At 41.3% G+C, this 23,806-nt stretch carries 20 protein-coding genes and 2 tRNA genes; 3 read left to right on the forward strand and 19 right to left on the reverse strand.

All coding sequences use genetic code 11. From position 1 onward, the window contains the following. Positions 1–7: 7 nt before the first annotated feature. Positions 8–979 (reverse strand): HlyD family secretion protein, encoded by a 972-nt coding sequence (locus QSH13_RS08815; RefSeq protein ID WP_109396716.1) that lies wholly within the window; start codon positions 977–979, stop codon positions 8–10. Positions 980–1,213: 234 nt separating this feature from the next. Between QSH13_RS08815 and QSH13_RS08820 the strand changes: the two genes are divergently transcribed. Both QSH13_RS08820 and btsR read left to right on the forward strand, forming a co-directional pair. After that, the gene (locus QSH13_RS08820; protein WP_109396715.1) at positions 1,214–2,917 is read left to right on the forward strand and encodes a sensor histidine kinase; all 1,704 of its coding nucleotides are present in this window, start codon (positions 1,214–1,216) and stop codon (positions 2,915–2,917) included. A 2-nt stretch (positions 2,918–2,919) separates the two neighbouring features. After that, positions 2,920–3,636, forward strand: coding sequence for a two-component system response regulator BtsR (gene btsR / locus QSH13_RS08825; RefSeq protein WP_109396714.1), 717 nt, complete (start codon positions 2,920–2,922; stop codon positions 3,634–3,636). Positions 3,637–3,672: 36 nt separating this feature from the next. Here the strand turns inward: btsR and QSH13_RS08830 are convergent, their stop codons facing one another. The 17 genes from QSH13_RS08830 to rlmE form a co-directional block, all read right to left on the reverse strand. Further along, a complete protein-coding gene (locus QSH13_RS08830; protein WP_286039056.1) occupies positions 3,673–4,173 on the reverse strand; it encodes a hypothetical protein in 501 nt (166 codons plus the stop codon). Positions 4,174–4,312: 139 nt separating this feature from the next. Next, a complete protein-coding gene (locus tag QSH13_RS08835; RefSeq protein WP_109396713.1) occupies positions 4,313–6,169 on the reverse strand; it encodes a DEAD/DEAH family ATP-dependent RNA helicase in 1,857 nt (618 codons plus the stop codon). 171 nt (positions 6,170–6,340) lie between these two features. Next, on the reverse strand, positions 6,341–7,228 hold the full coding sequence (nlpI, locus tag QSH13_RS08840) for a lipoprotein NlpI (protein ID WP_109396712.1): 888 nt from the start codon (positions 7,226–7,228) through the stop codon (positions 6,341–6,343). A 112-nt stretch (positions 7,229–7,340) separates the two neighbouring features. Next, positions 7,341–9,470 (reverse strand): polyribonucleotide nucleotidyltransferase, encoded by a 2,130-nt coding sequence (gene pnp, locus QSH13_RS08845; protein ID WP_036914690.1) that lies wholly within the window; start codon positions 9,468–9,470, stop codon positions 7,341–7,343. A 250-nt stretch (positions 9,471–9,720) separates the two neighbouring features. Continuing rightward, positions 9,721–9,990 carry a 30S ribosomal protein S15 gene (gene rpsO, locus QSH13_RS08850; protein ID WP_023583571.1) on the reverse strand — a complete coding sequence of 90 codons (270 nt, stop codon included), beginning with the start codon at positions 9,988–9,990 and terminating at the stop codon, positions 9,721–9,723. A 123-nt stretch (positions 9,991–10,113) separates the two neighbouring features. After that, positions 10,114–11,067 (reverse strand): tRNA pseudouridine(55) synthase TruB, encoded by a 954-nt coding sequence (gene truB / locus QSH13_RS08855; protein ID WP_109396710.1) that lies wholly within the window; start codon positions 11,065–11,067, stop codon positions 10,114–10,116. Further along, complete coding sequence (gene rbfA / locus QSH13_RS08860) at positions 11,067–11,468, reverse strand: 30S ribosome-binding factor RbfA (protein ID WP_006535687.1); 402 nt, start codon at positions 11,466–11,468, stop codon at positions 11,067–11,069. The genes truB and rbfA overlap by 1 nt, the downstream gene beginning before the upstream one ends. A gap of 302 nt (positions 11,469–11,770) precedes the next feature. After that, entirely contained in the window at positions 11,771–14,527 is a 2,757-nt protein-coding gene (gene infB, locus QSH13_RS08865) for a translation initiation factor IF-2 (RefSeq protein WP_286039057.1), read from the reverse strand. A gap of 22 nt (positions 14,528–14,549) precedes the next feature. Beyond that, positions 14,550–16,058, reverse strand: coding sequence for a transcription termination factor NusA (gene nusA, locus QSH13_RS08870; RefSeq protein WP_006535691.1), 1,509 nt, complete (start codon positions 16,056–16,058; stop codon positions 14,550–14,552). Between the two features lie 20 nt (positions 16,059–16,078). After that, positions 16,079–16,531, reverse strand: coding sequence for a ribosome maturation factor RimP (gene rimP, locus QSH13_RS08875; protein WP_036914691.1), 453 nt, complete (start codon positions 16,529–16,531; stop codon positions 16,079–16,081). A gap of 202 nt (positions 16,532–16,733) precedes the next feature. Continuing rightward, positions 16,734–16,810: transfer RNA gene (locus QSH13_RS08880), tRNA-Met, on the reverse strand. A 60-nt stretch (positions 16,811–16,870) separates the two neighbouring features. Beyond that, positions 16,871–16,960: transfer RNA gene (locus tag QSH13_RS08885), tRNA-Leu, on the reverse strand. A 58-nt stretch (positions 16,961–17,018) separates the two neighbouring features. Then, positions 17,019–17,363 (reverse strand): preprotein translocase subunit SecG, encoded by a 345-nt coding sequence (gene secG, locus QSH13_RS08890; RefSeq protein WP_036914692.1) that lies wholly within the window; start codon positions 17,361–17,363, stop codon positions 17,019–17,021. Between the two features lie 165 nt (positions 17,364–17,528). After that, the gene (gene glmM, locus QSH13_RS08895; protein ID WP_072064554.1) at positions 17,529–18,866 is read right to left on the reverse strand and encodes a phosphoglucosamine mutase; all 1,338 of its coding nucleotides are present in this window, start codon (positions 18,864–18,866) and stop codon (positions 17,529–17,531) included. Continuing rightward, positions 18,863–19,705 (reverse strand): dihydropteroate synthase, encoded by an 843-nt coding sequence (gene folP, locus QSH13_RS08900; protein WP_109396706.1) that lies wholly within the window; start codon positions 19,703–19,705, stop codon positions 18,863–18,865. The genes glmM and folP overlap by 4 nt, the downstream gene beginning before the upstream one ends. 82 nt (positions 19,706–19,787) lie before the next feature. Then, complete coding sequence (gene ftsH / locus QSH13_RS08905) at positions 19,788–21,731, reverse strand: ATP-dependent zinc metalloprotease FtsH (protein WP_162556662.1); 1,944 nt, start codon at positions 21,729–21,731, stop codon at positions 19,788–19,790. Positions 21,732–21,778: 47 nt separating this feature from the next. Further along, positions 21,779–22,408 (reverse strand): 23S rRNA (uridine(2552)-2'-O)-methyltransferase RlmE, encoded by a 630-nt coding sequence (gene rlmE, locus QSH13_RS08910; protein ID WP_006535698.1) that lies wholly within the window; start codon positions 22,406–22,408, stop codon positions 21,779–21,781. A gap of 145 nt (positions 22,409–22,553) precedes the next feature. Here rlmE and yhbY point away from each other — a divergent pair, with 145 nt between their 5' ends. Beyond that, positions 22,554–22,847 (forward strand): ribosome assembly RNA-binding protein YhbY, encoded by a 294-nt coding sequence (gene yhbY, locus QSH13_RS08915; protein ID WP_036914752.1) that lies wholly within the window; start codon positions 22,554–22,556, stop codon positions 22,845–22,847. Between the two features lie 121 nt (positions 22,848–22,968). Here yhbY and greA read toward each other — a convergent pair whose 3' ends face one another. Beyond that, a complete protein-coding gene (gene greA / locus QSH13_RS08920) occupies positions 22,969–23,445 on the reverse strand; it encodes a transcription elongation factor GreA (RefSeq protein ID WP_109396703.1) in 477 nt (158 codons plus the stop codon). Positions 23,446–23,806 lie beyond the last annotated feature (361 nt).

Genomic DNA, 23,806 nt, shown 5'->3' on the forward strand with positions numbered 1-23,806 from the left:
TTTATCCTTATTTATCCCAACGCCATAATGCACTCATGCCAGGGCGAAGCCCTTCAATTGGCGTCACAGGATACAGTCGGATCTCAAACGTTTTTAAATCGAAATCACCCGTTGCTCTTGTCGCTCTTTTGGTTGCGTAGTCACCCATTGGAGCGATATAACGAATTTCAGCTTCTACCTCTTTATTACCTAATGCAGGAACCGTGATCGTAATGCGATCACCTTTGCGAATATCCGCTAAAATATCTTCACGAAGGTTATAAACAAAATAGGCTTCAGGAATACGAATAAGGGTAGCGAGCGGACTATTGGCATTAAAAAGTTCACCTATTTCCGCAGGAATAGGACCAACTTCACCATCAACAGGGGCTTTCACCTGTAAGTCATCTTGCTGAATTTTTAGTTCAATTAATTGTTGTTCAGCTTGTTGTACTGCTGCCATATATTTATGGCGTAACTCAATGCGATCGCCATTTTTGGCTTCATCTAATTCGGCTTGCGCCGCTCTTACACGTTGTGAAGCAACGTCACGGCTACGACGCGCATTATCCAATTCTGTTGCAGAAACATAGCCTTTATTGGCAACGGCACTAATGCGCTGATAGTCTCTTGCTGAATTTGCTGCTTCTACTTTAGCTTGAGATAGCACCGCTTCTAGATTACGAATGCTCTCTTCTCTTGTGCCATGTAATGACAAATCTAATTGAGCTTGAGATTGTGCTTTAGCAGCCTCAAGTGCTGCAACTTGTGCGTTAAGTTCGGGGCTTTCTAATGTGATCATCAATTGCCCTTTTTTGACATCATCACCTCGCTCTATATGACGTTCTATAACACGACCTTTTGCTTTAGAGGCAACAATCACTTCTGGCGCATCGACTTCTCCTTGCAATAATAAATATTGATTATGCGCGCGGAAAAGTACGGCTAATGCAATTAGTATTAGCATTAATAAAATAAGATAAATGGCTCTTTTTTTCATATAACGATTAGACCTTAATAGTGAAGTAGAACACTCACTGACAGAGTTATATTACACAATAACTCAGAATTTCTTTAAGAATTTTGTGCGCCAGATCACTGACGCAAAGGAATATTTTCTTTGATAGTGCGATTAAGTTATTCTTATATCAAACTTTATCGTCTAATTAATATCCCCGTTTTATCTGAACTTTTTATATATATCAGATAGAAAAGAGAACGGTACTCAATACTTATGTATGAATTTGATCTTATTTTGCTGTTATTACAGCAAATGTGCGTTTATTTAATTATTGCTTGGTTTTTAAGTAAAACACCTCTATTTACGCCACTTTTACAGGTCACGATAAAACTACCACATAAATTGATGTGCTACGTCATATTCTCTATTTTCTGCATTATGGGTACCTATTTTGGACTACATATTAATGATTCTATTGCTAATACGCGTGCTATTGGCTCTGTCTTAGGTGGATTGCTAGGAGGCCCTTACGTCGGTTTTCTTGTGGGTTTTACAGGAGGCTTACACCGCTATTCACTAGGTGGTATGACTGCATTTAGCTGTATGGTATCGACTATTGCAGAGGGATTAATTGGTGGGTTAGTTCATCGTTATTACGTAAAACATGGGCAGATGCATCGAATATTTAACCCATGGACGGCAGCAACAGTGACCTTCTTTGCTGAAATAATACAGATGAGCATCATCTTATTATTGGCACGTCCGTTTAATGAAGCACTTTCTTTAGTTAAAGATATTGCTGCCCCTATGATCGTAGCTAATACCATTGGCGCTGCAATGTTTATTCGAATATTACAAGATAGACGCGCTATATTTGAAAAATATACCAGTGCATTCTCAACACAAGCATTAAAAATCGCTGTCTGTACTGAAGGTATTTTGCGTAAAGGATTTAACCAAGATAACAGTACCCGTGTAGCAAAAGTCATTTATCAGGAATTAAGAGTCAGTGCGGTTGCTATTACAGATAGAGAAAAGCTGCTGGCTTTTATTGGTATTGGCGCTGATCACCATTTACCAGGAACCCCTATTTCATCCATTCAATCCAAACAAGCCATTAATAATAATGAAGTAGTCTATGCTGATGGCAATGAAACGCCCTATCGTTGCACCCTTTCTCCCCATTGCAAACTAGGCTCAACCTTAGTTATTCCACTAAGAGGTGAAAATAACCAAGTCATTGGCACAATTAAACTTTATGAGGCTAAAAATCGCCTATTTAGTTCTATTAATCGCACCTTAGGTGAAGGTATCGCAAGTCTATTATCTGCACAAATTTTGGCAGGACAATATGAGCGAAATAAGCAATCTCTTTTAGAATCTGAGATTAAACTCTTACATGCTCAAGTTAATCCTCACTTTCTTTTTAATGCACTTAATACATTACAAGCGGTTATTCGACGTGATAGCGAACAAGCAAAGCAATTAGTGCAATTTCTCTCTACTTTCTTCCGTAAGAATTTAAAAAGACCCGAGGCAGTGGTGACATTAAGTGACGAAATTGAACATGTGAATGCGTATTTACAAATCGAAAAAGCGCGTTTTCAGGAACGGTTACAGATTGATATTCAAATACCCGAAAACTTAGCTAATGCACGCTTACCAGCATTTTCTCTTCAACCCATGGTCGAGAATGCAATTAAACATGGAACATCACAGTTATTGGACACAGGAAAGATTACAATTAGAGCATATCAAGAGCATCATTTAATCATTATCGAAATTTGTGATAATGCCGGACTTTACCGTCATCAATGCCCATCGCATCAATTAGGTTTAGGCATGAGACTAGTGGATAAACGATTAAAATTACGCTATGGCGAGCTTTATGGTGTTTTAGTTGAATGCCAAGCCGATAAATATACAAAGGTGAAAATTTGCTTACCTCTGGAAAAAAGCATGGATAAAGTTACATAACAATGAATATATTAATCGTTGATGATGAGCCGTTGGCTCGTGAAAATGTACGTTGTTTACTTGAAACTGAAAAGGATATTCATATTGTTGGTGAATGCAGTAATGCGATTGAAGCTATAGGAGAAATACATCGTAAAAAGCCTGATGTTGTTTTTCTGGATATTCAAATGCCTCGTATTACTGGCCTTGAAATGGTCACAATGCTTGATCCTGAACATCGCCCTTATATTGTCTTTTTAACTGCATTTGAAGAGTATGCAATTCAGGCTTTTGAAGAGCACGCTTTTGATTATTTACTCAAGCCATTAGAGCAAGAGCGATTAACGAAAACATTAAATCGTTTACGCCAAGGTAAGAAACAGAATATTGATCTCTTAACACCGCCTGAAGAGCGTTTAAAGTGCATTCCATGTACAGGTCATAGCCGTATTTGGTTAATGCCCATTGATGAGGCTGTATTTGCAACATCAAGACTCAGTGGTGTTTATGTTACCAATAATCAAGGCCAGGAAGGCTTTACTGAATTAACACTACGTACATTAGAAACACGTACACAATTAGTTCGTTGCCATCGCCAATATTTAGTGAATATGGATTATGTTAATGAGATTATTTTTGGTGATAATGGGCAGGCAGAATTGATATTACACAATAATAGCCAAATTCCTGTTAGTCGCCGATATCTAAAACCATTAAAAGAAGCGATTGGTTTAAGCTAATTAATAACGCTCTGTAATAAATGGGTATTTAGATAATCATAAGTATTGTTCTAAATACTCATTAAAAACTTGCTGATACTGCTTACGATCAAAAATAAGCTGTTCAATAGGCGTAATTCCATGTTCATCAAGTTCTAGTGCGTCTTCTTTATCTAACCCATCTTCATAAGCAATATTATTCCACTTCACCTGATCTTCTGTAATTTCTAAATCACAAGCGATCACAGAGCAATAATCGCTACCACAATGACAGCGGTACAACACCAATCGATTATTATCTAATTGAGTATAAACAGGTTTATTTCCTAAATATTGCTCTATTTTACTGCGAATAATTTTATGACGGTCATAATTCGGGAAACGAGCTTTATCAACAACGAAAAAATCCAAGTCAAAATCTGAAAAGCGTAAATCTGTTTGTTTCTCAAACCCCAACCATTTATCCAATGCTATACCATCAATATAAAAATTGAAGTCTGTACGTTGAGTATCAGCATCTTGCTGAATACAACGTAATTCTAATTGATTGGTTTGCATGAACTTTCCTATGATTAATGGAAGTCGGTCGTGACAAATTTTATATCATTAAAATAAGTATAAAAAAACCAGCCAACTTTCGTTGACTGGTTTTATTTTTGTCATCAACTTAATTTAAAATTAAGTTAATTACCAACTCTTATTGGTTATGAGTGCTGCTACGACGGCGAGGTGTGCCTTCGTTATTGCGACCACGGAAGTTACCACGTTCACCACCACGATCGTTATTACCACGACGTTGTGGTTGATCACCGTTACTAAAACGACGACCACCTTGTGGCTGACCATCACGACGACTGTTATTACGACGCTCACGGAAAGGCTGAGATTGTGCATCACCCACTAATTGCATATTCAGTGGTTTGTTCATAATACGCGTACGTGTGAAATGGCTTAATAAATCTGTTGGCATACCTTTTGGTAATTCGATGGTTGAGTGAGAACCATACAGCTTGATATTACCAATGTAACGGCTGCTGATATCGCCTTCGTTAGCAATCGCACCAACAATATGACGAACTTCAACACCATCATCACGACCCACTTCAATACGGTATAAATCCATTTCGCCAGCATCACGACGTTCACGACGAGGAGAACGCTCGCGATCGTTATCACGGCGACGATCGTCACGATCGTTAAATTCACGACGAGGACGACGAACGGGATCAGGTGGCAGAATAAGTGCGCGCTCACCTTGAGCCATCTTCAGCAATACCGCAGCCAGTGTTTCCATATCCAGCGCTTCTTCACCTTGTGGAGCTAATTTAGGTAACAGAGCACGATACTGGTCAAGGTTGCTAGTTTCTAATTGTTGCGCAATTTGCTGTGCAAATTTTTCCTGACGACGTTGGCTGATAAGTTCTGCATTTGGCAGCTCTACTTCAGGAATAGTCATCTTCATTGTACGTTCGATATTGCGCAGTAAACGACGCTCACGGTTATCAACGAATAAAATTGCACGGCCAGCACGACCTGCACGACCTGTACGGCCAATACGGTGAACGTAAGATTCTGAATCCATTGGGATATCATAGTTCACAACAAGGCTGATACGGTCAACGTCAAGACCACGAGCAGCAACGTCAGTCGCGATTAAAATGTCTAAACGACCATTTTTCAGACGTTCTAATGTTTGCTCACGCAGTGATTGGTTCATATCACCATTTAACGCTGCGCTGTTATAACCATTACGCTCTAAAGCTTCAGCTACTTCTAATGTTGCGTTTTTAGTACGAACGAAAATAATTGCCGCATCAAAATCTTCTGCTTCTAAGAAACGAATTAACGCTTCATTTTTACGCGCGCCAAATGTCATCCAATAGCTTTGGCTAATGTCTGGACGTGTTGTTACGCTACTTTGGATGCGAACTTCTTTCGGATCGTTCATAAAACGACGAGTAATTCGACGAATAGCTTCTGGCATTGTTGCAGAGAACAGTGCAGTTTGGTGTTCTGCTGGGATCTTACTTAAAATGTTTTCAACATCTTCAATAAAGCCCATACGTAACATTTCATCAGCTTCATCTAAGACTAAACCTTTTAATTTAGATAAGTCTAATGTGCCACGGTTTAAATGGTCTAATAAACGACCTGGTGTACCTACAACCACTTGTGGCCCTTGACGTAACGCACGTAATTGAACGTCGTAACGCTGACCACCATACAGAGCAACAACATTTACTTTTGGTAAATGCTTAGAAAAATCTTCAATTGCTTCAGCAACCTGAACCGCAAGTTCACGAGTTGGTGCTAAAACTAAAATTTGTGGTGCTTTTAATGATTCATCAAGATTATGTAATAACGGCAGGCTAAATGCGGCAGTTTTACCACTACCCGTCTGTGCCATACCTAAAACATCATTACCGTTTAAAAGGAAAGGAATACATTGTTGCTGAATTGGAGAAGGCTTCTCGTAGCCTAAGTCATTCAGTGCAGTCAAAATAGGTGCTGATAAACCTAGATCAGCAAAAGTCATATCGGTTTCAGTAGTCATGTCACTGTGCCTCATTCATTATGGCAGCCAGTTGACATAACATACCGCATGGTTTGTCGGTCTTTATCATCTAAAATGTGAACTGGCTCAAATTATATTATTAAACGAACAAACAAGCCCTCATCCTGTGTAGATGATGGCTTTCAAACTGATCAGAGAAATGTTCGTCAGCTATTGCTGGTCCGATTCCGCTAGGTCTTCTTGTTGGCCTAACAGTGCTAATTCCAACAATGCGTAGCGGTGCTCAACAAAGTTATGTGCGTTGTTGGCAACCGTCAGCTTGAATAACGCTTCTGCGCTATCCGTATCCCCCAGACTTAGGTAATACTTACCTAAATAGAAGTTAGTTTCACTAAGATGCTCAGCGAGCGAAGTGTTATCGGTTGAAGCCTCATTTAGTTTCAACATTAATGTTTTCTCATTAATGTCGCCTAAATAAAACTCAACTATATTCCATCCCCATTGTCCCGTTTTATCCGCCTGCTGGTATCGCTGTTTTAGCTGTTGTTTAGCCAAATCAGTGTTTATCTCTTTTTCTACAAGATATAACCAAAGCGAACGAATGGGATCATTTGGATCGACCTGATAAAACGCCTGCAGATCATCCTGCGCCAATTTCAATCGGCCACCGTAGTACGAAGCGATACCACGATTAAAACGCGCATTATTGTAAGTTGGATCAAGCTCTAAAACAGAATCAAACGCTTCATAAGCAGCATCATAATTCGCTGCTTGCGTAAAATAGATACCTAGAAAATTAAAAATTTCTAGCATATCTGGTCGTATTGATAGCGCCATTGAAAAATCATTACGCGCTAAAGCTCGTAAACCGAGGCTATCATACAGCACACCACGCTCATATAAAAGCTGTGCGTATTCATCTTCGGTTAATGAGCGGCTCGCTAGGATTTGTTCTATACGAGCCAATATCACTTCTTGTTGTAAAGAAGGCTGCAATGGTGTGGCAAAAATCGCATTCTGACGCCACTCTGGACTAGTGCTGCATCCGGAAATAAAGATGAAAACAGCAATAGAACAACCGCGCAGAAATGTTTTCATTTCTCACTCCCAAAGTCAGACCTTTCAACAAAAAGCGTTCTAGACGTCCTACTTGTCAATCATAATAAGTCTCTACCGATACCCATGTCTAGATATCGGTAGTAGAGTATCATTAATTAGCAGAATCTTCAGAAGAAGTTTCTGTTGCTTCCTGCTGATTAGCTTGAGCTTCTTTCATGCTTAAGCGAATACGGCCTTGACGGTCAATTTCCAGTACTTTAACTGGCACTTCTTGACCCATTTCCAAGTAGTCACTCACCTTCTCAACGCGTTTGTCTGCGATTTGAGAAATATGAACCAGACCTTCTTTACCGCCACCGATAGCAACGAATGCACCGAAATCTACGATACGAGTTACTTTACCGTTGTAGATACGACCCACTTCAACTTCTGCCGTGATCTCTTCGATACGAGCGATAGCTTGTTTTGCTTGATCACCACTTGTTGCAGCAATCTTCACTGTACCATCATCTTCGATTTCGATAGTTGTACCAGTTTCTTCCGTTAATGCACGGATAACAGAACCGCCTTTACCGATAACGTCTTTGATCTTGTCTGGATTAATTTTGATTGTATGAATGCGCGGTGCGAATTCAGAAATATCAGCACGAGGTTTGCTAATTGCATCTTCCATTACGCCTAAAATATGTAGACGTGCGCTTTTCGCTTGGTTTAATGCAACCTGCATGATTTCGCGAGTGATACCTTCAATTTTGATATCCATCTGTAATGCGCTGACACCGTTACGGCTACCAGCAACTTTAAAGTCCATATCGCCTAAATGGTCTTCATCACCCAGGATATCGGAAAGAACAACAAAGTTGTCGCCTTCTTTGACTAGACCCATTGCAATACCTGCAACAGATTCTTTAATTGGCACACCTGCATCCATCAGCGCTAAAGAAGCACCACAAACAGATGCCATTGAAGATGAACCATTTGATTCAGTGATTTCAGAAACCACACGAACAGTATATGGGAATTCTTCAATTGTTGGCATTACAGCTAACACACCACGTTTTGCTAAACGGCCATGGCCGATTTCACGACGTTTTGGTGAACCCATCATGCCTGTTTCACCAACAGAGTATGGAGGGAAGTTATAATGCAGTAAGAATGTATCAGTGTGCTCACCCATGATGTCATCAATGGTTTGAGCATCACGTGCAGTACCTAATGTTGCCGTTACCAGAGCCTGAGTTTCACCACGAGTAAATAGTGCTGAACCGTGAGTACGTGGTAATAAACCAGTGCGAATATCTAATGCACGTACCATGTCTTTTTCACGGCCATCAATACGTGGTTCACCAGCTAATACGCGAGCACGAACGATGTTTTTCTCAAGACCTGAGAAGATTTCACTGATTTCGGCTTCATCTAAAGTTTCATCTTCAGCGACTAGCGTCGCAATAACTTCATCACGGATAGCTTCGATTTGTTCATAGCGTTCTTGTTTTTCAGTGATACGATATGCATCACCAATACGAGCTTGAGCTAATTGTGCAATACGGTCATGTAAAGTTTGGTTGATAGCTTCTGGCGCCCAATCCCATTTCTCTTTACCCACTTCTGCAACTAATGCATTAATGTTTTCGATAACAACTTGTTGTTGATCATGACCAAATACAACTGCACCTAACATTTCTTCTTCTGATAGTAAATCAGCTTCTGATTCTACCATCAGGACTGCGCCTGCCGTACCGGCAACCACTAAGTCTAATTTACTGACTTTCAGCTCATCAACAGTTGGGTTTAAAACATATTGTCCATCGATAAAACCAACACGAGCACCACCAATAGGGCCATTGAATGGAACACCTGACAGCGCTAATACCGCAGAAGCACCAATCATTGCAACGATATCTGGGTTAACTTGTGGGTTAACTGAAACAACAGTAGCAACGATCTGAATTTCGTTTAAAAAACCTTCTGGGAATAATGGGCGTAAAGGACGGTCAATTAAACGTGCAATTAACGTTTCGCCTTCACCAGGACGGCCTTCACGACGGAAGAAGCTACCAGGGATACGGCCAGCAGCGTATGAACGCTCTTGATAGTTAACTGTTAATGGGAAGAAATCTTGTCCAGCTTTAACTTTTTTCTTTGCAACAACAGTGACAAAAACAGCGGTGCCGTCCATGTCAACCATAACAGCAGCTGTTGCTTGACGAGCCATCATGCCTGTTTCTAATGAAACAGTATGTTGACCGTATTGAAATTTACGAACTGTAGGATTCAGCAAAATAATATCCTTTATCTTATTGTCGCCAGATGTTTAGCGACGATGAATGATCTTTTCTCCGCTACGTCCCCTCGCGACTAATGAAAATATTAACCACTTAGTGAGAAATACTTTCATTAGCCGCGCGAATTGTCGTAACTAGAGAGACTAAATAACAATCACCACATTAAAACATAACGACTAATATTAAAAATAGCACTTTCTAGTAGAAAAGGGGCCAACAGGCCCCTTTCCAGTGAAACTCTCTTGATTAGCGACGCAGACCTAAACGTTCAATCAGTGCAGAGTAACGAGCAACATCTTTACGTTTCAGGTAGTCCAGCAGATTACGACGGCTGGAAACTTTACGCAGCAGACCACGACGGCTGTGGTGATCTTTTTTGTGCTCTGAAAAGTGACCTTGCAGGTGGTTGATTTCTGCAGTCAGCAGTGCAATCTGAACTTCGCTTGAGCCAGTATCGTTAGCATCACGACCAAATTCAGCAACGATTTGTGCTTTCGCTTCAGTACTTAGAGACATAATAAACTCCAAATTAAGTAAAATTTTCAGATAGCCAATCTCTAATTCAGCTATCCAACTCAGCCACCTAAACAGATAGCCGCATTATTCTACGCTTCAAACACCTTTAGCGCAAGATTGCTATTAAGTGTTATCTTGTGCGCTATAGTCTACAACAACTCTTTTCGGTGCAACTAAGCCATCTTTGATGATAGCAAGGCCAATGAATTTTTTTTCATCACCCTCAGTTACTCTTACCCATTCACCTTCACTGATGTCATGATTCACACGAACAGGTTGTCCCAACTTAAGATAACCCGCAATAATCGTGGTCAGATTCACAACAGGAAAATGTGCAACTGCAGTATCCATAGGCAATAACAGCGCATCAAGCGCCAAGAAAGGATCTTCTTGTGCAGTTTGAGCCTTCTCTATCATCGCGCTTAATTGCTCTAACGTTACCATTCGCTCTTTAGGATAATCTGCAACTTCTAGTCGACGTAAGAAAATAACGTGAGCACCACATTGTAATTTCTCACCAAGATCATCAATAATTGTTCGAATGTAAGTACCTTTAGAACAATGGATCTCCAGCTCTAATTCATCACCTTCCCAGCGAATAAACTGAAGTTCATAAACGGTAATCGGTCTTGCTTCACGCTCAACTTCAATACCTTGTCGGGCATATTCATAAAGCGGTTTACCTTGATGTTTTAAGGCGGAGTACATTGAAGGGACTTGCAATGTTTCGCCACGAAAACTATCCAAGGCATCATCTAAAGCTTTCTGTGTAAATTGCACAGGGCGCTCTTGAATAACCTCGCCATGCGCATCAGAAGTATCGGTTCGTTGCCCTAAACGGGCAATAACACGATAACGCTTATCAGAATCCAGTAGAAACTGTGAAAATTTCGTTGCTTCACCTAAACAAATAGGGAGCATACCTGTTGCTAAAGGATCCAGTGCCCCTGTATGCCCAGCCTTACTGGCATTAAACATACGGCGGACTTTTTGGAGTGCATCGTTAGATGAAATATCTTGGGGTTTATCGAGTAGCAATACGCCGTTAATCTCACGCCCCTTACGACGACGCCCCATTATTTGTCCTCTTTATGACGACGCTCTTCATCGCTTTTAACGACGTTAGAAACTAAGTTAGACATACGCATACCTTCAACTAATGAGTTGTCATAAGCAAATGTCAGCTCAGGCACAATGCGTAAACGCATCGCTTTGCCTAATAAAGAACGAATAAAACCAGCGGCTTCATTAAGTGCAGTTAAACCCTCTGCAACCATTTCTTCTTCGCTTTTTTCACCACCAGATAAGTTTAAAAAGGTGACAAACACTTTGGCATAAGCCAAATCACGAGAAATTTCAACGCCAGAAACCGTGGCCATTCCAATGCGTGGATCTTTGACTTCACGTTGTAAAATGATGGCGATTTCTTTTTGCATTTCCTGAGAAACGCGCTGACTACGGCTAAAATCTCTTGCCATTTTATCTCTCCCTGACAATAGGGTATCGCCCTGCTTGTCATTATTAATTCAAATCTAAAATCAATGATATCTAAAGAGTATACATGAAGTGGTATTTAACAACCGCTTTCTCTGATTTCTTTCTTTAGAAATAAAATGTTTCTTTGGTGCTATTTTACCCTGTTATTTCACTTTCATAAATTACTGAAAGGCAATCTATTTCGGTTATATTGAAAAATGGAGAGAAAATAAGAGGAGAATACAACAAAGAAAGGAATAAGAAGGGAGCCCTTGAGCTCCCTTTTAAAACAAGACGTACTAAATTAATCAATAGAACGTTTGATTTCGATAACTTGGAAGACTTCAATCATGTCGCCAACACGGACATCGTTGTAGTTTTTCACACCGATACCACATTCCATGCCATTACGCACTTCGTTGACGTCATCTTTAAAGCGACGTAGTGACTCAAGTTCGCCTTCATAGATAACCACGTTATCACGTAGAACACGAATTGGGTTATTACGTTTGATGTTACCTTCAACCACCATACAGCCCGCAATCGCACCGAATTTAGGTGATTTAAACACATCACGGACTTCTGCAAGACCCATGATTTCTTGTTTATATTCAGGTGCCAACATGCCGCTCATTGCCAGTTTGATTTCGTCAATCAGACTATAAATAACGGAGTAGTAACGTAAATCAACACTTTCTTGTTCAATGATACGGCGAGCAGATGCATCAGCACGAACGTTGAAACCAAGAATGATTGCGTTAGAAGCGGCCGCTAATGTTGCGTCAGTTTCGGTGATACCACCTACACCTGAACCGATGATTTTCAGTTTAACTTCATTAGTAGAAAGTTTAACTAATGCATCAGTAATCGCTTCACAAGTACCTTGAACGTCAGTTTTCAGAACGATATTCAGTTCAGAAGTTTTACCTTCTTCCATGTTAGCAAACATGTTTTCCAGTTTAGATTTCTGCTGACGAGCCAGTTTAACATCGCGGAATTTACCTTGACGGTATAATGCAACTTCACGCGCTTTCTTCTCATCACGAACAACCGTTGCTTCATCACCCGCAGAAGGAACATTAGACAGACCTAAAATCTCAACTGGCATTGATGGGCCAGCAGATTGAACGTCTTGACCTAATTCGTTACGCATTGCACGAATACGACCATATTCGAAACCACACAGAACGATGTCACCTTTATTTAGCGTACCTTCACGGACAAGAATAGTTGCAACTGGACCACGACCTTTATCAAGGTAAGATTCGATAACAACACCGCTTGCCATACCTTCTTTAACTGCTTTCAGTTCGAGAACTTCAGCTTGTAAAAGAATAGCATCTAGCAGTTCGTCAATACCTAAACCTTGTTTTGCAGATACATGGATAAACTGAGTTTCACCACCCCAATCTTCTGGCAGAATGCCATATTGAGACAATTCAGTTTTAACGCGATCTGGATCAGCTTCGTGTTTATCAATTTTGTTCACTGCAACAACAACCGGTACGTTTGCTGCTTTTGCGTGTTGGATTGCTTCGATAGTTTGTGGCATTACACCATCATCTGCCGCAACAACCAGAACAACGATATCCGTAACCTGAGCACCACGAGCACGCATTGAAGTAAACGCGGCGTGACCTGGAGTATCTAGGAAGGTGATTTCACCTTTGTCAGTTTTAACGTGATAAGCACCAATATGCTGGGTGATACCACCCGCTTCGCCTGATGCTACTTTCGTTGAACGAATGTAGTCCAGTAATGATGTTTTACCATGGTCAACGTGACCCATGATAGTCACAACTGGAGCACGAGATACTGCGCTTTCTTCGCCAGTATCACGATCGCTCATGACTTGTTCTTCTAACTCGTTTTCACGACGTAAGATAACTTTGTGACCCATTTCTTCAGCAACAAGCTGCGCAGTTTCTTGGTCTAAAACCTGATTAATGGTCGCCATAGCACCCATTTTCATCATAGTTTTGATAACTTCAGACCCTTTTACTGCCATTTTGTTAGCCAGTTCAGCAACAGAAATAGTCTCACCGATAATAACATCACGGTTTACAACAGCCGCTGGCTTATTAAAGCCTTGCTGTAATGCGCTACCTTTACGTTTACCTTTCTTGTTAGTACGGCCAGCAGCACGTGCTTCTTCACGATCTGCTTTTTCAGAATGGCGGTTGTTTTTCTTAGGACGAGGAGCCTTAGCATTACGACCACGACCGCGGCCACCTTCAACTTCAGCATCACTTTCATCTTCTGCATCACGAGCATAACGTGATGTTGTTACATGATAGTCTGAGCCTTCAGCTTCTGGTGCTTTAGGTTCAGCAGTCCATTTTTCAGCATTTTCTTCAGCTAAACGACGTGCTTTTTCTGCTGCTATGCGTGCTTCTTCTTCCGCTTTACGGCGCTGTGCTTCTTCCGTTTTACGCTTCAGTTCAGCCTGTTCAGCATTGCGACGTGCTTTTTCCTGATCTGCTGCTTTATCAGCTTTTGGTTTATCGTTTTGTTTCACTTTATCTTTTTCCGCTGCTTCGCGCTTAGCTAATTCCGCTGCTTCACGTTTTGCTTCTTCAGCTTCACGTTTCGCTTTTTCTTCGGCGTCTTTCTTCGCCTTTTCAGCTTCACGTTTTGCTTTTTCTTCAGCTTCGCGCTGTGCTTTCTCTTGTGCTTCGCGCTGGGCTTTTTCTTCGGCTTCGCGATGCGCCTTTTCTTCCGCTTCACGCTGAGCTTGCTCATCCGCTTGCGCTTTTTCAACGGCGTCACGGTTCACATAAGTGCGTTTTTTGCGGACTTCGATGGCTACTGATTTACTTTTGCCACCTGTACCAGGAACACTTAACGTACTACGCACTTTGCGTTGTAACGTTAATTTTTCTGGTTGGTTGGTTGATACGCCTTTATCACGATTCAACCAAGCCAGTAAGGTTTCTTTCTCTTTTTGGGAGACAGAATCAGAGACGGTCTTCTTAATACCGGCATCAGCAAACTGCTGTACCAAACGTTCAACCGGTGTCTGAATCTCTTCTGCCAGTGATTTTACTGTTTCATCTGTCATTCTGTTCCTTCCTGCTCAGTTGTTACGCATCATTCCCAAACCAGCAGATATTACGTGCGGCCATAATGAGTTCGCCTGCGCGCTCACTATTTAAACCTTCAATATCAGTTAGGTCATCGATACCCTGTTCGGCAAGATCTTCCAGTGTGCAGATACCACGGGCAGCTAGATCAAATGCTAAAGAGCGCTCCAAGCCTTCGAGAGCTAATAAGTCCTCGGCTGGCTGGTTATCGCCTAGGCTTTCTTTTTGAGCCAACTCAATCGTTGTTAGTGCAGCTTTTGCTCTTTCACGTAGAGCTTCAACGGTGTCTTCATCTAATCCGTCAATAGCCAGCAGTTCACTGATTGGCACATAAACTAACTCTTCAAGGGTAGAGAAACCTTCTTCAACTAAAACAGTTGCGAAGTCTTCATCAATGTCGAGATGCTTAGTAAATATTTCAATGGCTGCGTTTGCTTCTGCCTGATGTTTTGCATTCAGTTCATCAGCAGTCATGACGTTTAATTCCCACTTGTCATCACCACGATGTTTTTTCAGTAACTGTGCTGCCAGACGAACATTTTGACCATTACGGCCGATTGCCTGTGCAAGGTTACTGCTTTCGACTGCAACATCCATTGTGCATTTGTCTTCATCGACAACAATAGAAGCAACATCTGCCGGAGCCATTGCATTAATGACGAATTGTGCAGGATTATCATCCCACAAAACAATATCAATTCGCTCGCCGCCCAATTCGCTGGAAACGGCTTGTACACGTGCACCACGCATACCAACACAAGCACCCACAGGGTCAATACGCTTGTCGTTAGTTTTTACTGCGATTTTGGCACGGGAACCTGGATCACGCGCTGCAGCTTTAATTTCAATGATTTCTTCGCCAATTTCTGGTACTTCAATACGGAAAAGTTCAACCAGCATTTCAGGGCGAGAGCGTGTCACGAAAAGTTGTGCACCACGGGTTTCTGTACGTACATCGTATAAAACACCACGTAAACGGTCACCTGGACGGAAGTTTTCACGCGGTAACATATCTTCGCGTAAAATAACCGCTTCAGCATTATTACCTAAATCTAAAGTGATATTTTCACGGTTCACTTTCTTCACAACACCCGTGATAATTTCGCCTAATTGTTCGCGGAATTGATCAACAACCATTGCTCTTTCAGCTTCACGTACTTTTTGTACGATAACTTGTTTAGCGGTTTGTGTCGTAATACGGTCGAAAGTGACAGATTCAATCTGATCTTCAATATAACCACCTAGCTCAATGCTAGGATCTTCATATTGAGCTGCTTCAAGTGTGATTTCACGAGTTGGTTGAGTCACTTCATCAACAGCAACCCAACGACGGAATGTATCAAAGTCACCAGTTTTACGGTCGATACAAACGCGAACGTCAATCTCTTGCTCGTATTTCTTCTTAGTTGCTGTCGCTAGTGCGGTTTCCAGTGCTTCAAAAATCTTTTCACGAGGAAGAGATTTTTCGTTAGAGACCGCTTCCACAACAGCCAGAATCTCTTTGTTCATCCTAGTTGCCTCTTCAAAACTTAAAAGTGGGGTACCAGGTTAGCTTTCTGGATGTTGCTCAGTGCGAACACTTCGTCTTTACCATCCACAGTAACCGTGATCATTTCGCCAGCGACAGACTTAATAATGCCCTGCCATTTACGGCGGTTTTGCATTGCAATTCGTAATACAATAGCGGCTTCTTCACCGATAAATTGCTCATAATGCGTTGCAGTGAATAAAGGTCGTTCTAAACCAGGAGAAGAAATCTCAAGGTTATAAACTGTTTGAATTGGATCTTCAACATCCAGCACAGCACTGACCTGGTGGCTAACATCAGCACAATCATCAACAGTGATACCGTCTTCACTATCAATATAGATGCGCAATGTTGATTCTCGGCCACGAATAAACTCAAGACCGACAAATTCAAAGCCTAATGCTTCTACTGGTGCTGAAACCATCGCTGTTAATTTTTGCTCTAATGTGGACAAACCCACCCCCAAGGCATAAAAAAAGGGCCTATAGCCCAGTATTCTATTCTCTGATAACAAAAAACCCCGAAATTCGGGGCTTTATGCAACTGGACCCTGTAACTTGCCATTCGAGAATAACCTCTTCTTACGGCACATTCCACTCAGGATCATAATCGGTTCAACAAGATGATTAATGAGAAAAGTGCTGTATTGTTAGAAGTGGTTGCGGGGGCCGGATTTGAACCGACGACCTTCGGGTTATGAGCCCGACGAGCTACCAAGCTGCTCCACCCCGCGTTCGAAAAACGTGGCAAATTTTACGCTGATAACAAGCAAAACGCAAGCTATCTGGAATAATGGTGCCGAGAACGGGACTTGAACCCGTACGCCCGTTTTATAGGCACTACCACCTCAAGGTAGCGTGTATACCAATTTCACCACCTCGGCACTTAATGAGACTGTTACTGCGTAAATATTAACAATCTCATTTAAATCTTTACTTAGTTTACTGCGGAATATCTGTATTTGCTGGCGCTACAGGCGCTGCTAACTGCTCAGCTTTTTTAGCTTCTTCTGTAGTCTGCTCGATAGACATCCATTTGCTGTCTTCACGCACAGTTTTATTGGCACTTAGATTACCTAAAATAAGGGCAAGTACAATAAAAGCTGTTGCTAAAACAGCGGTCATACGGGTCATAAAGTTAGCTGAACCGCTTGAACCAAATACTGTACCGGAAGCACCTGCACCAAAAGAAGCGCCCATATCAGCACCTTTACCCTGCTGTAACAGGATCAGACCAACTAGCCCTGTTGCTACAATGATAAGAATAACAATGAGTGCCGTATACATTTGCGTTACCTTTTCTATGGAACTTATCGTCTTAACGATAACCTTCGATTGCTTCACCCGCTTTAGTTCAAGACCTTACTAAGCGGGTGTGAATACTAACCAAAGCTGAACTGACAAGCAAGGTTATTTTACTACAAAGTGATTGATTGAAGAAAAAATCATCAATTAACCCACGTGCTTGACTGCGTCAGCAATACGATTTGCCATCGCAGTAACTTGCTCTTCATTTTCACCTTCAACCATGACACGAATTAAAGGTTCTGTACCTGATTTACGCAACAATACACGACCTTTACCAGCCAGCTCGTCTTCAACTGCTTTGGCGACTTGCTGAACTTCAGATGTTTGTAACGGGTCGTGGCTACCCGTAAAGCGAACATTCACTAACACTTGCGGTAATAGCTTCATGCCACTACATAGATCATGTAGGCTCATATGGTTACGCACCATTGCACTTAAAACTTGTAAACCTGCAACAATACCATCACCTGTCGTTGTTTTATCTAATAAAATAATATGGCCTGAGTTTTCGGCACCTAAACGCCAGCCTTTCTCTTGTAGTTTTTCAAGCACATAGCGGTCACCCACTTTTGCTCTGACAAAAGGAATACCCAGTTGTTTAAGTGCAATCTCTAATCCCATATTACTCATTAGAGTACCAACAGCACCACCGCGTAATTGACCTTGGCGTAATGCTTCTCTCGCAATAATATAGAGAATTTGGTCACCATCAACTTTTAGACCTTGATGGTCAACCATGATGATACGGTCACCGTCACCATCAAAAGCTAAACCAACATCAGCGCCTTCTTCTAATACGCGTTTTTGCAACATACGAACATCTGTTGCACCACACTCTTCGTTGATATTGATACCCGTTGGTTCACAACCAATAGTGATCACTTCAGCACCTAGTTCACGAAATACGTTTGGCGCGATATGGTATGTTGCACCATGAGCACAATCGACAACCACTTTTAGACCATTAAGATTGTTTTCATTCGGGAAAGTCCCTTTACAGAATTCAATATAACGACCTGCCGCATCCACGATACGATTTGCACGACCAAGCTCTGCGGATTCAACACAAGTAATTGGCTTTTCCATTTCAGCTTCAATAGCTTCTTCTACTTCATCTGGTAATTTTGTACCATCAATAGAGAAGAATTTAATCCCATTATCGTAATAAGGGTTATGAGAAGCTGAAATAACAATCCCTGCTTCAGCACGAAATGTACGCGTTAAATAAGCAACAGCCGGTGTTGGCATTGGTCCAGTAAATGAGGCTGATAAACCTGCAGCCGCTAAACCCGCTTCTAATGCTGATTCCAGCATATAGCCTGAAATACGAGTATCTTTACCAATAATGATTTTGCGAGAGCCATGACGTGCTAATACTTTGCCCGCAGCCCAACCTAGTTTTAATACAAAATCAGGTGTAATTGGACTATCACCTACTTTTCCACGGATACCATCTGTTCCAAAGTATTTACGTTCGCTCATTCATTATTTTCCTTTGCAGAAAGAGTCGCTTGTACGACTTTCATCGCATCAACAGTCTCTTTAACATCGTGTACACGAATAATTTGTGCGCCTTGCATCGCTGCAATAACTGCGCATGCCACGCTACCAGCAACACGCTCTTGTGGTGGCACATTCAATAGTTGTCCAACCATTGATTTGCGTGACATTCCGGCAAGTATAGGTAGACCAAAGTGATGAAGTTCACTTAAGTGTGCTAATAATTGGTAATTATGCGCTAAATTTTTACCAAAGCCGAATCCTGGATCAAGAATAATTTGATTTTTTTCGATCCCTGCATCAACACAACGCTGAATATTTTCTTGTAAAAAACGATCAACATCCATCATCACATTCTCATAATGTGGCGATTGTTGCATAGTTTTAGGGTTGCCCTGCATATGCATAATACACACAGGCAAACCTGTTTTAGCTGCTGCTTCAAGTGCTCCCGGCTCTTGTAAAGAGCGAATATCATTGATAATTGAAGCACCGACGTTTGCTGATTCAGTAATGACCTGAGCTTTGGATGTATCAACAGAGATCCAAATATCAAAACGCTGACGAATAGCCTCAACAACAGGAACAACACGCTGCAACTCTTCATCAATAGAAACATCACTTGCGCCAGGTCGAGTTGACTCACCACCAATATCGATGATAGAAGCCCCTTCAGCGATTAATTTTGCCGCATGATCAACTGCATCATTAAGTGAATTATGAGTGCCACCATCAGAAAAAGAGTCTGGAGTAACATTCAAAATCCCCATAACTTGAGGTGTTGATAAGTTAAGTTCTGTTCCTCTCGCCATTAATTTCATTTCATTGATACCTTCAAAAAAAAACCCCAGAAGCCTGGGGTTTGTATTTATAGCTTACTCAATGTGCATAACCCAATAAGGATTAGTGAGTATTTTTATCAGAAGGTGTATCACTTTCTGACTCTGGCTTATCTTTTGGCTCACTCGCTACATGCGCTTGTGCTGGCTGGGCAGTAGTTGTACCACTATTGCCATTATTGCCTTCCCAACCCGCAGGTGGACGAACATCGCGACGATTCATTAAATCATCAATTTGAGGCGCATCGATAGTTTCATAAGTCATCAGTGCATCTTTCATTGAGTGCAGAATATCAAGGTTGTCCATTAAGATCTGACGAGCACGAACATAGTTACGATCAACGATAGCTTTAATTTCTTCGTCAATTGTACGAGCTGTTTCATCAGACATATGCTGCGCTTTAGCAACAGAACGACCTAAGAACACTTCACCTTCTTCTTCTGCGTACAGCAATGGCCCTAATTTTTCAGAGAAGCCCCATTGTGTCACCATGTTACGTGCAATATTGGTTGCCACTTTGATGTCATTAGAAGCACCCGTAGAAACATGTTCTGCACCATAGATAATTTCTTCAGCTAAACGGCCACCGTAAAGTGTTGAAATTTGGCTCTCTAACTTCTGGCGACTCGCACTAATTTGGTCGCCTTCAGGTAAGAAGAAAGTCACACCTAATGCACGTCCACGAGGAATAATCGTCACTTTATGCACAGGATCATGTTCAGGTACTAACCGGCCAATAATTGCGTGACCCGCTTCATGATAAGCAGTTGATGCTTTTTGTTCTTCAGTCATCACCATTGAACGGCGCTCTGCGCCCATCATTATCTTATCTTTCGCTTTCTCAAACTCGACCATTGAGACAACACGTTTATTACCACGTGCAGCGAATAAAGCAGCCTCGTTAACTAAGTTAGCTAAGTCAGCACCAGAGAAACCTGGCGTACCACGCGCTAAAATTGCTGGATCAACATCTGGTGATAAAGGCACACGGCGCATATGGACTTTAAGGATTTGCTCACGTCCACGCACATCAGGTAAACCAACAACCACTTGGCGGTCAAAACGACCCGGACGAAGTAATGCTGGGTCTAACACATCAGGACGGTTAGTTGCCGCAATAACAATAATACCTTCATTACCTTCGAAACCATCCATCTCAACAAGCATTTGGTTCAGTGTTTGTTCACGTTCATCATGACCACCACCTAAACCGGCACCACGTTGGCGACCAACCGCATCGATTTCATCGATAAAGATGATACAAGGTGCTGCTTTTTTAGCTTGTTCAAACATATCACGAACACGAGAAGCACCCACACCCACAAACATTTCAACGAAATCAGAACCTGAAATGGTAAAGAATGGAACTTTCGCTTCACCCGCGATGGCTTTTGCTAATAATGTTTTACCTGTACCTGGAGGCCCCACCATCAGAATACCTTTAGGGATTTTACCCCCTAATTTCTGGAAACGACCGGGATCACGTAAATACTCAACTAATTCGCTTACTTCTTCTTTCGCTTCATCACAACCCGCTACATCAGCAAAGGTTGTTTTGATTTGGTCTTCTGTCAACATGCGTGCCTTGCTTTTACCGAAAGACATCGCACCTTTACCGCCACCACCTTGCATTTGGCGCATAAAGAAAATCCAAAGACCAATTAGTAATAGCATTGGGAACCAAGACACAAAAATTTGAGTCAGAAGACTTTGGCCTTCAAGTGGTTCGCCCGTTACTTTTACATTACGGTTCATTAAAGTGGTCAGCAGGTTGTCATCACGCATAGGCATATACGTGCTGTACTTTGAGTTATCTGTTTTAGTTACATTAATATCATAACCACTTATGCTGACCTCGCGTAATTGGTTATTAGTTAACTCATTGATAAAGGTAGAGTAATCCACCTTACGACTATTCGAATCGCTGGGTCCGAAGCTCTGGAATAATGACATCAAAACGACTGCAATAACTAGCCAGAGGATCAGGTTTTTCGCCATGTCACTCAAGGGATTAACCTCATATTACAACTGTGTTAACAAATAGCTTTAGGGTACTAAAGTTTACGCCCTGTGGCTACAATATATACCTCACGAGAACGAGACCGCGAAGCGTCTGGTTTACGAACTTTCACTTTCGTAAACAGGGAGCGTATTTGCCCCAGGTATTCATCAAAGCCTTCTCCCTGAAATACTTTGACAATAAAACTTCCCCCGGGAGCCAGTACATCACGACACATATCAAGCGCTAACTCTACTAAATACATGGATCGAGGAATATCGACCGCGGGTGTACCGCTCATGTTTGGAGCCATGTCAGACATGACAACCTGGACTTTGTTTTCACCTACTCTATCAAGCAATGCCTTCAACACAAGTTCATCACGAAAATCGCCTTGAAGGAAATCGACCCCGACTATAGGATCCATAGGTAAAAGGTCACATGCGATGATTCGACCTTTGCTTCCTAACTTCTGTACAACATATTGAGACCACCCTCCTGGGGCTGCCCCTAAATCGACAACGGTCATACCTGGTTTAAAAATATTGTCACTTTGCTGAATTTCTTCCAGCTTAAACCAAGCACGAGAGCGAAACCCTTTTTTCTGTGCTTGCTGAACATATTTATCACTAAAATGTTCTTGTAACCAGCGGCTAGAGCTTGCCGAACGTTTTTTATTGGCCATTGCGTTTTCCAACTATCATACACTTAGCTATCAATATTTTTACTCTTTCACTCATTTAACCCCGTATTAACGACATTTTATGGTGATAAATGAGAGATGGCGTTAGAATAGATCGTTTTCAATCCCAACAAAGCAAAAATTAATGATGACTCTTAACAAAAAACAAATTCAACACCTGAAAGGGCTCGCTCATCACCTAAATCCAGTCGTTATGATTGGTAACAACGGGTTGACTGAAGGCGTTCTTGCAGAAATTGAACTCGCTCTGGCACACCATGAGCTTATCAAAGTCAAAATCGCAGGCGAAGATCGAGATGTTAAAAACTTGATCGTGGCAGCGATTGTACGCGAAAGCGGTGCACAGAATGTACAAGTTATCGGAAAAATTCTTGTTCTTTATCGTCCTTCAGAAGCACGTAAGATTATTTTACCGAAATAAAACTCGTATCTTTATATAAAAATGCCATAACTAACTCTATGGCAAAAAAGGCCTTTTAAGGCCTTTTTTATATTACCACAGGATGGCACTCTAGTTTTCTATAGAAACGTAAAATTATAAATTAAATATATTCTACGTTTAAAACTTCATACTCGACTTGTCCACCAGGTGTAGTAATAACAACAACATCATCTAACTCTTTACCAATTAATCCACGTGCAATCGGTGAATTAACAGAAATTAAGTTTTCTTTAATGTTAGCTTCATCATCACCAACAATGCGGTAAGTTTGCTCTTCTTCATTTTCAACATTTAACAGCGTAACTGTTGAACCAAAAATAATACGGCCATTGTTATTCATCTTAGTAATATCAATGACTTGAGCATTTGATAATTTCGCTTCAATTTCTTGTATACGGCCTTCACAGAAACCTTGTTGCTCTCTTGCAGCATGATATTCCGCGTTTTCCTTTAAGTCTCCATGTTCACGAGCTTCTGCAATAGCTGCAATAATCTCGGGACGACGAATACTTTTTAAATATTCCAGCTCTTCGCGTAATTTTTCTGCACCTAGAACTGTCATAGGGATCTGATTCATGTGTTAATACCTCAATACTATTCCTAATAAAAAATAGGTATCATCCTGATTTTTTATACTAACAACACAGAGAAAAGGATCTATTTACTCTTCTCAAGACAAAAAAAGACACAGGCAACCTTAAATTGGGCCTGTCTCTACGTATATTCGGTGAATGAGGGGCGCTATTATATTCCCGAGTCATGTGCTATTGGGACGTAAACTAAACCACCCATACTTAAAACTAAATCTAACACAACAGAAGCATTGCTTCACGCCTTATCTCTCTTTATGAAGAGATAAACAGACTTTTTCTGATAATGAGCTAATCCTGCTTGTTACCGTTTACTTTTGCCCTCATTGCCCTTTAGTATTAGCCTCT

Origin of the sequence: Proteus faecis (assembly GCF_030286765.1) — a bacterium.
GTDB classification, from domain to species: Bacteria; Pseudomonadota; Gammaproteobacteria; order Enterobacterales; family Enterobacteriaceae; genus Proteus; species Proteus faecis.

Coding starts and splice junctions, on each gene's coding strand:
- QSH13_RS08815 (WP_109396716.1), bottom strand. CDS start 979: ATGAAAAAAAGAGCCATTTATCTTATTTTATTAATGCTAATACTAATT.
- QSH13_RS08820 (WP_109396715.1), top strand. CDS start 1,214: ATGTATGAATTTGATCTTATTTTGCTGTTATTACAGCAAATGTGCGTT.
- btsR (WP_109396714.1), top strand. CDS start 2,920: ATGAATATATTAATCGTTGATGATGAGCCGTTGGCTCGTGAAAATGTA.
- QSH13_RS08830 (WP_286039056.1), bottom strand. CDS start 4,173: ATGCAAACCAATCAATTAGAATTACGTTGTATTCAGCAAGATGCTGAT.
- QSH13_RS08835 (WP_109396713.1), bottom strand. CDS start 6,169: ATGACTACTGAAACCGATATGACTTTTGCTGATCTAGGTTTATCAGCA.
- nlpI (WP_109396712.1), bottom strand. CDS start 7,228: ATGAAAACATTTCTGCGCGGTTGTTCTATTGCTGTTTTCATCTTTATT.
- rpsO (WP_023583571.1), bottom strand. CDS start 9,990: ATGTCTCTAAGTACTGAAGCGAAAGCACAAATCGTTGCTGAATTTGGT.
- truB (WP_109396710.1), bottom strand. CDS start 11,067: ATGGGGCGTCGTCGTAAGGGGCGTGAGATTAACGGCGTATTGCTACTC.
- rbfA (WP_006535687.1), bottom strand. CDS start 11,468: ATGGCAAGAGATTTTAGCCGTAGTCAGCGCGTTTCTCAGGAAATGCAA.
- infB (WP_286039057.1), bottom strand. CDS start 14,527: ATGACAGATGAAACAGTAAAATCACTGGCAGAAGAGATTCAGACACCG.
- nusA (WP_006535691.1), bottom strand. CDS start 16,058: ATGAACAAAGAGATTCTGGCTGTTGTGGAAGCGGTCTCTAACGAAAAA.
- secG (WP_036914692.1), bottom strand. CDS start 17,363: ATGTATACGGCACTCATTGTTATTCTTATCATTGTAGCAACAGGGCTA.
- glmM (WP_072064554.1), bottom strand. CDS start 18,866: ATGAGCGAACGTAAATACTTTGGAACAGATGGTATCCGTGGAAAAGTA.
- folP (WP_109396706.1), bottom strand. CDS start 19,705: ATGAAATTAATGGCGAGAGGAACAGAACTTAACTTATCAACACCTCAA.
- rlmE (WP_006535698.1), bottom strand. CDS start 22,408: ATGGCCAATAAAAAACGTTCGGCAAGCTCTAGCCGCTGGTTACAAGAA.
- yhbY (WP_036914752.1), top strand. CDS start 22,554: ATGACTCTTAACAAAAAACAAATTCAACACCTGAAAGGGCTCGCTCAT.
- greA (WP_109396703.1), bottom strand. CDS start 23,445: ATGAATCAGATCCCTATGACAGTTCTAGGTGCAGAAAAATTACGCGAA.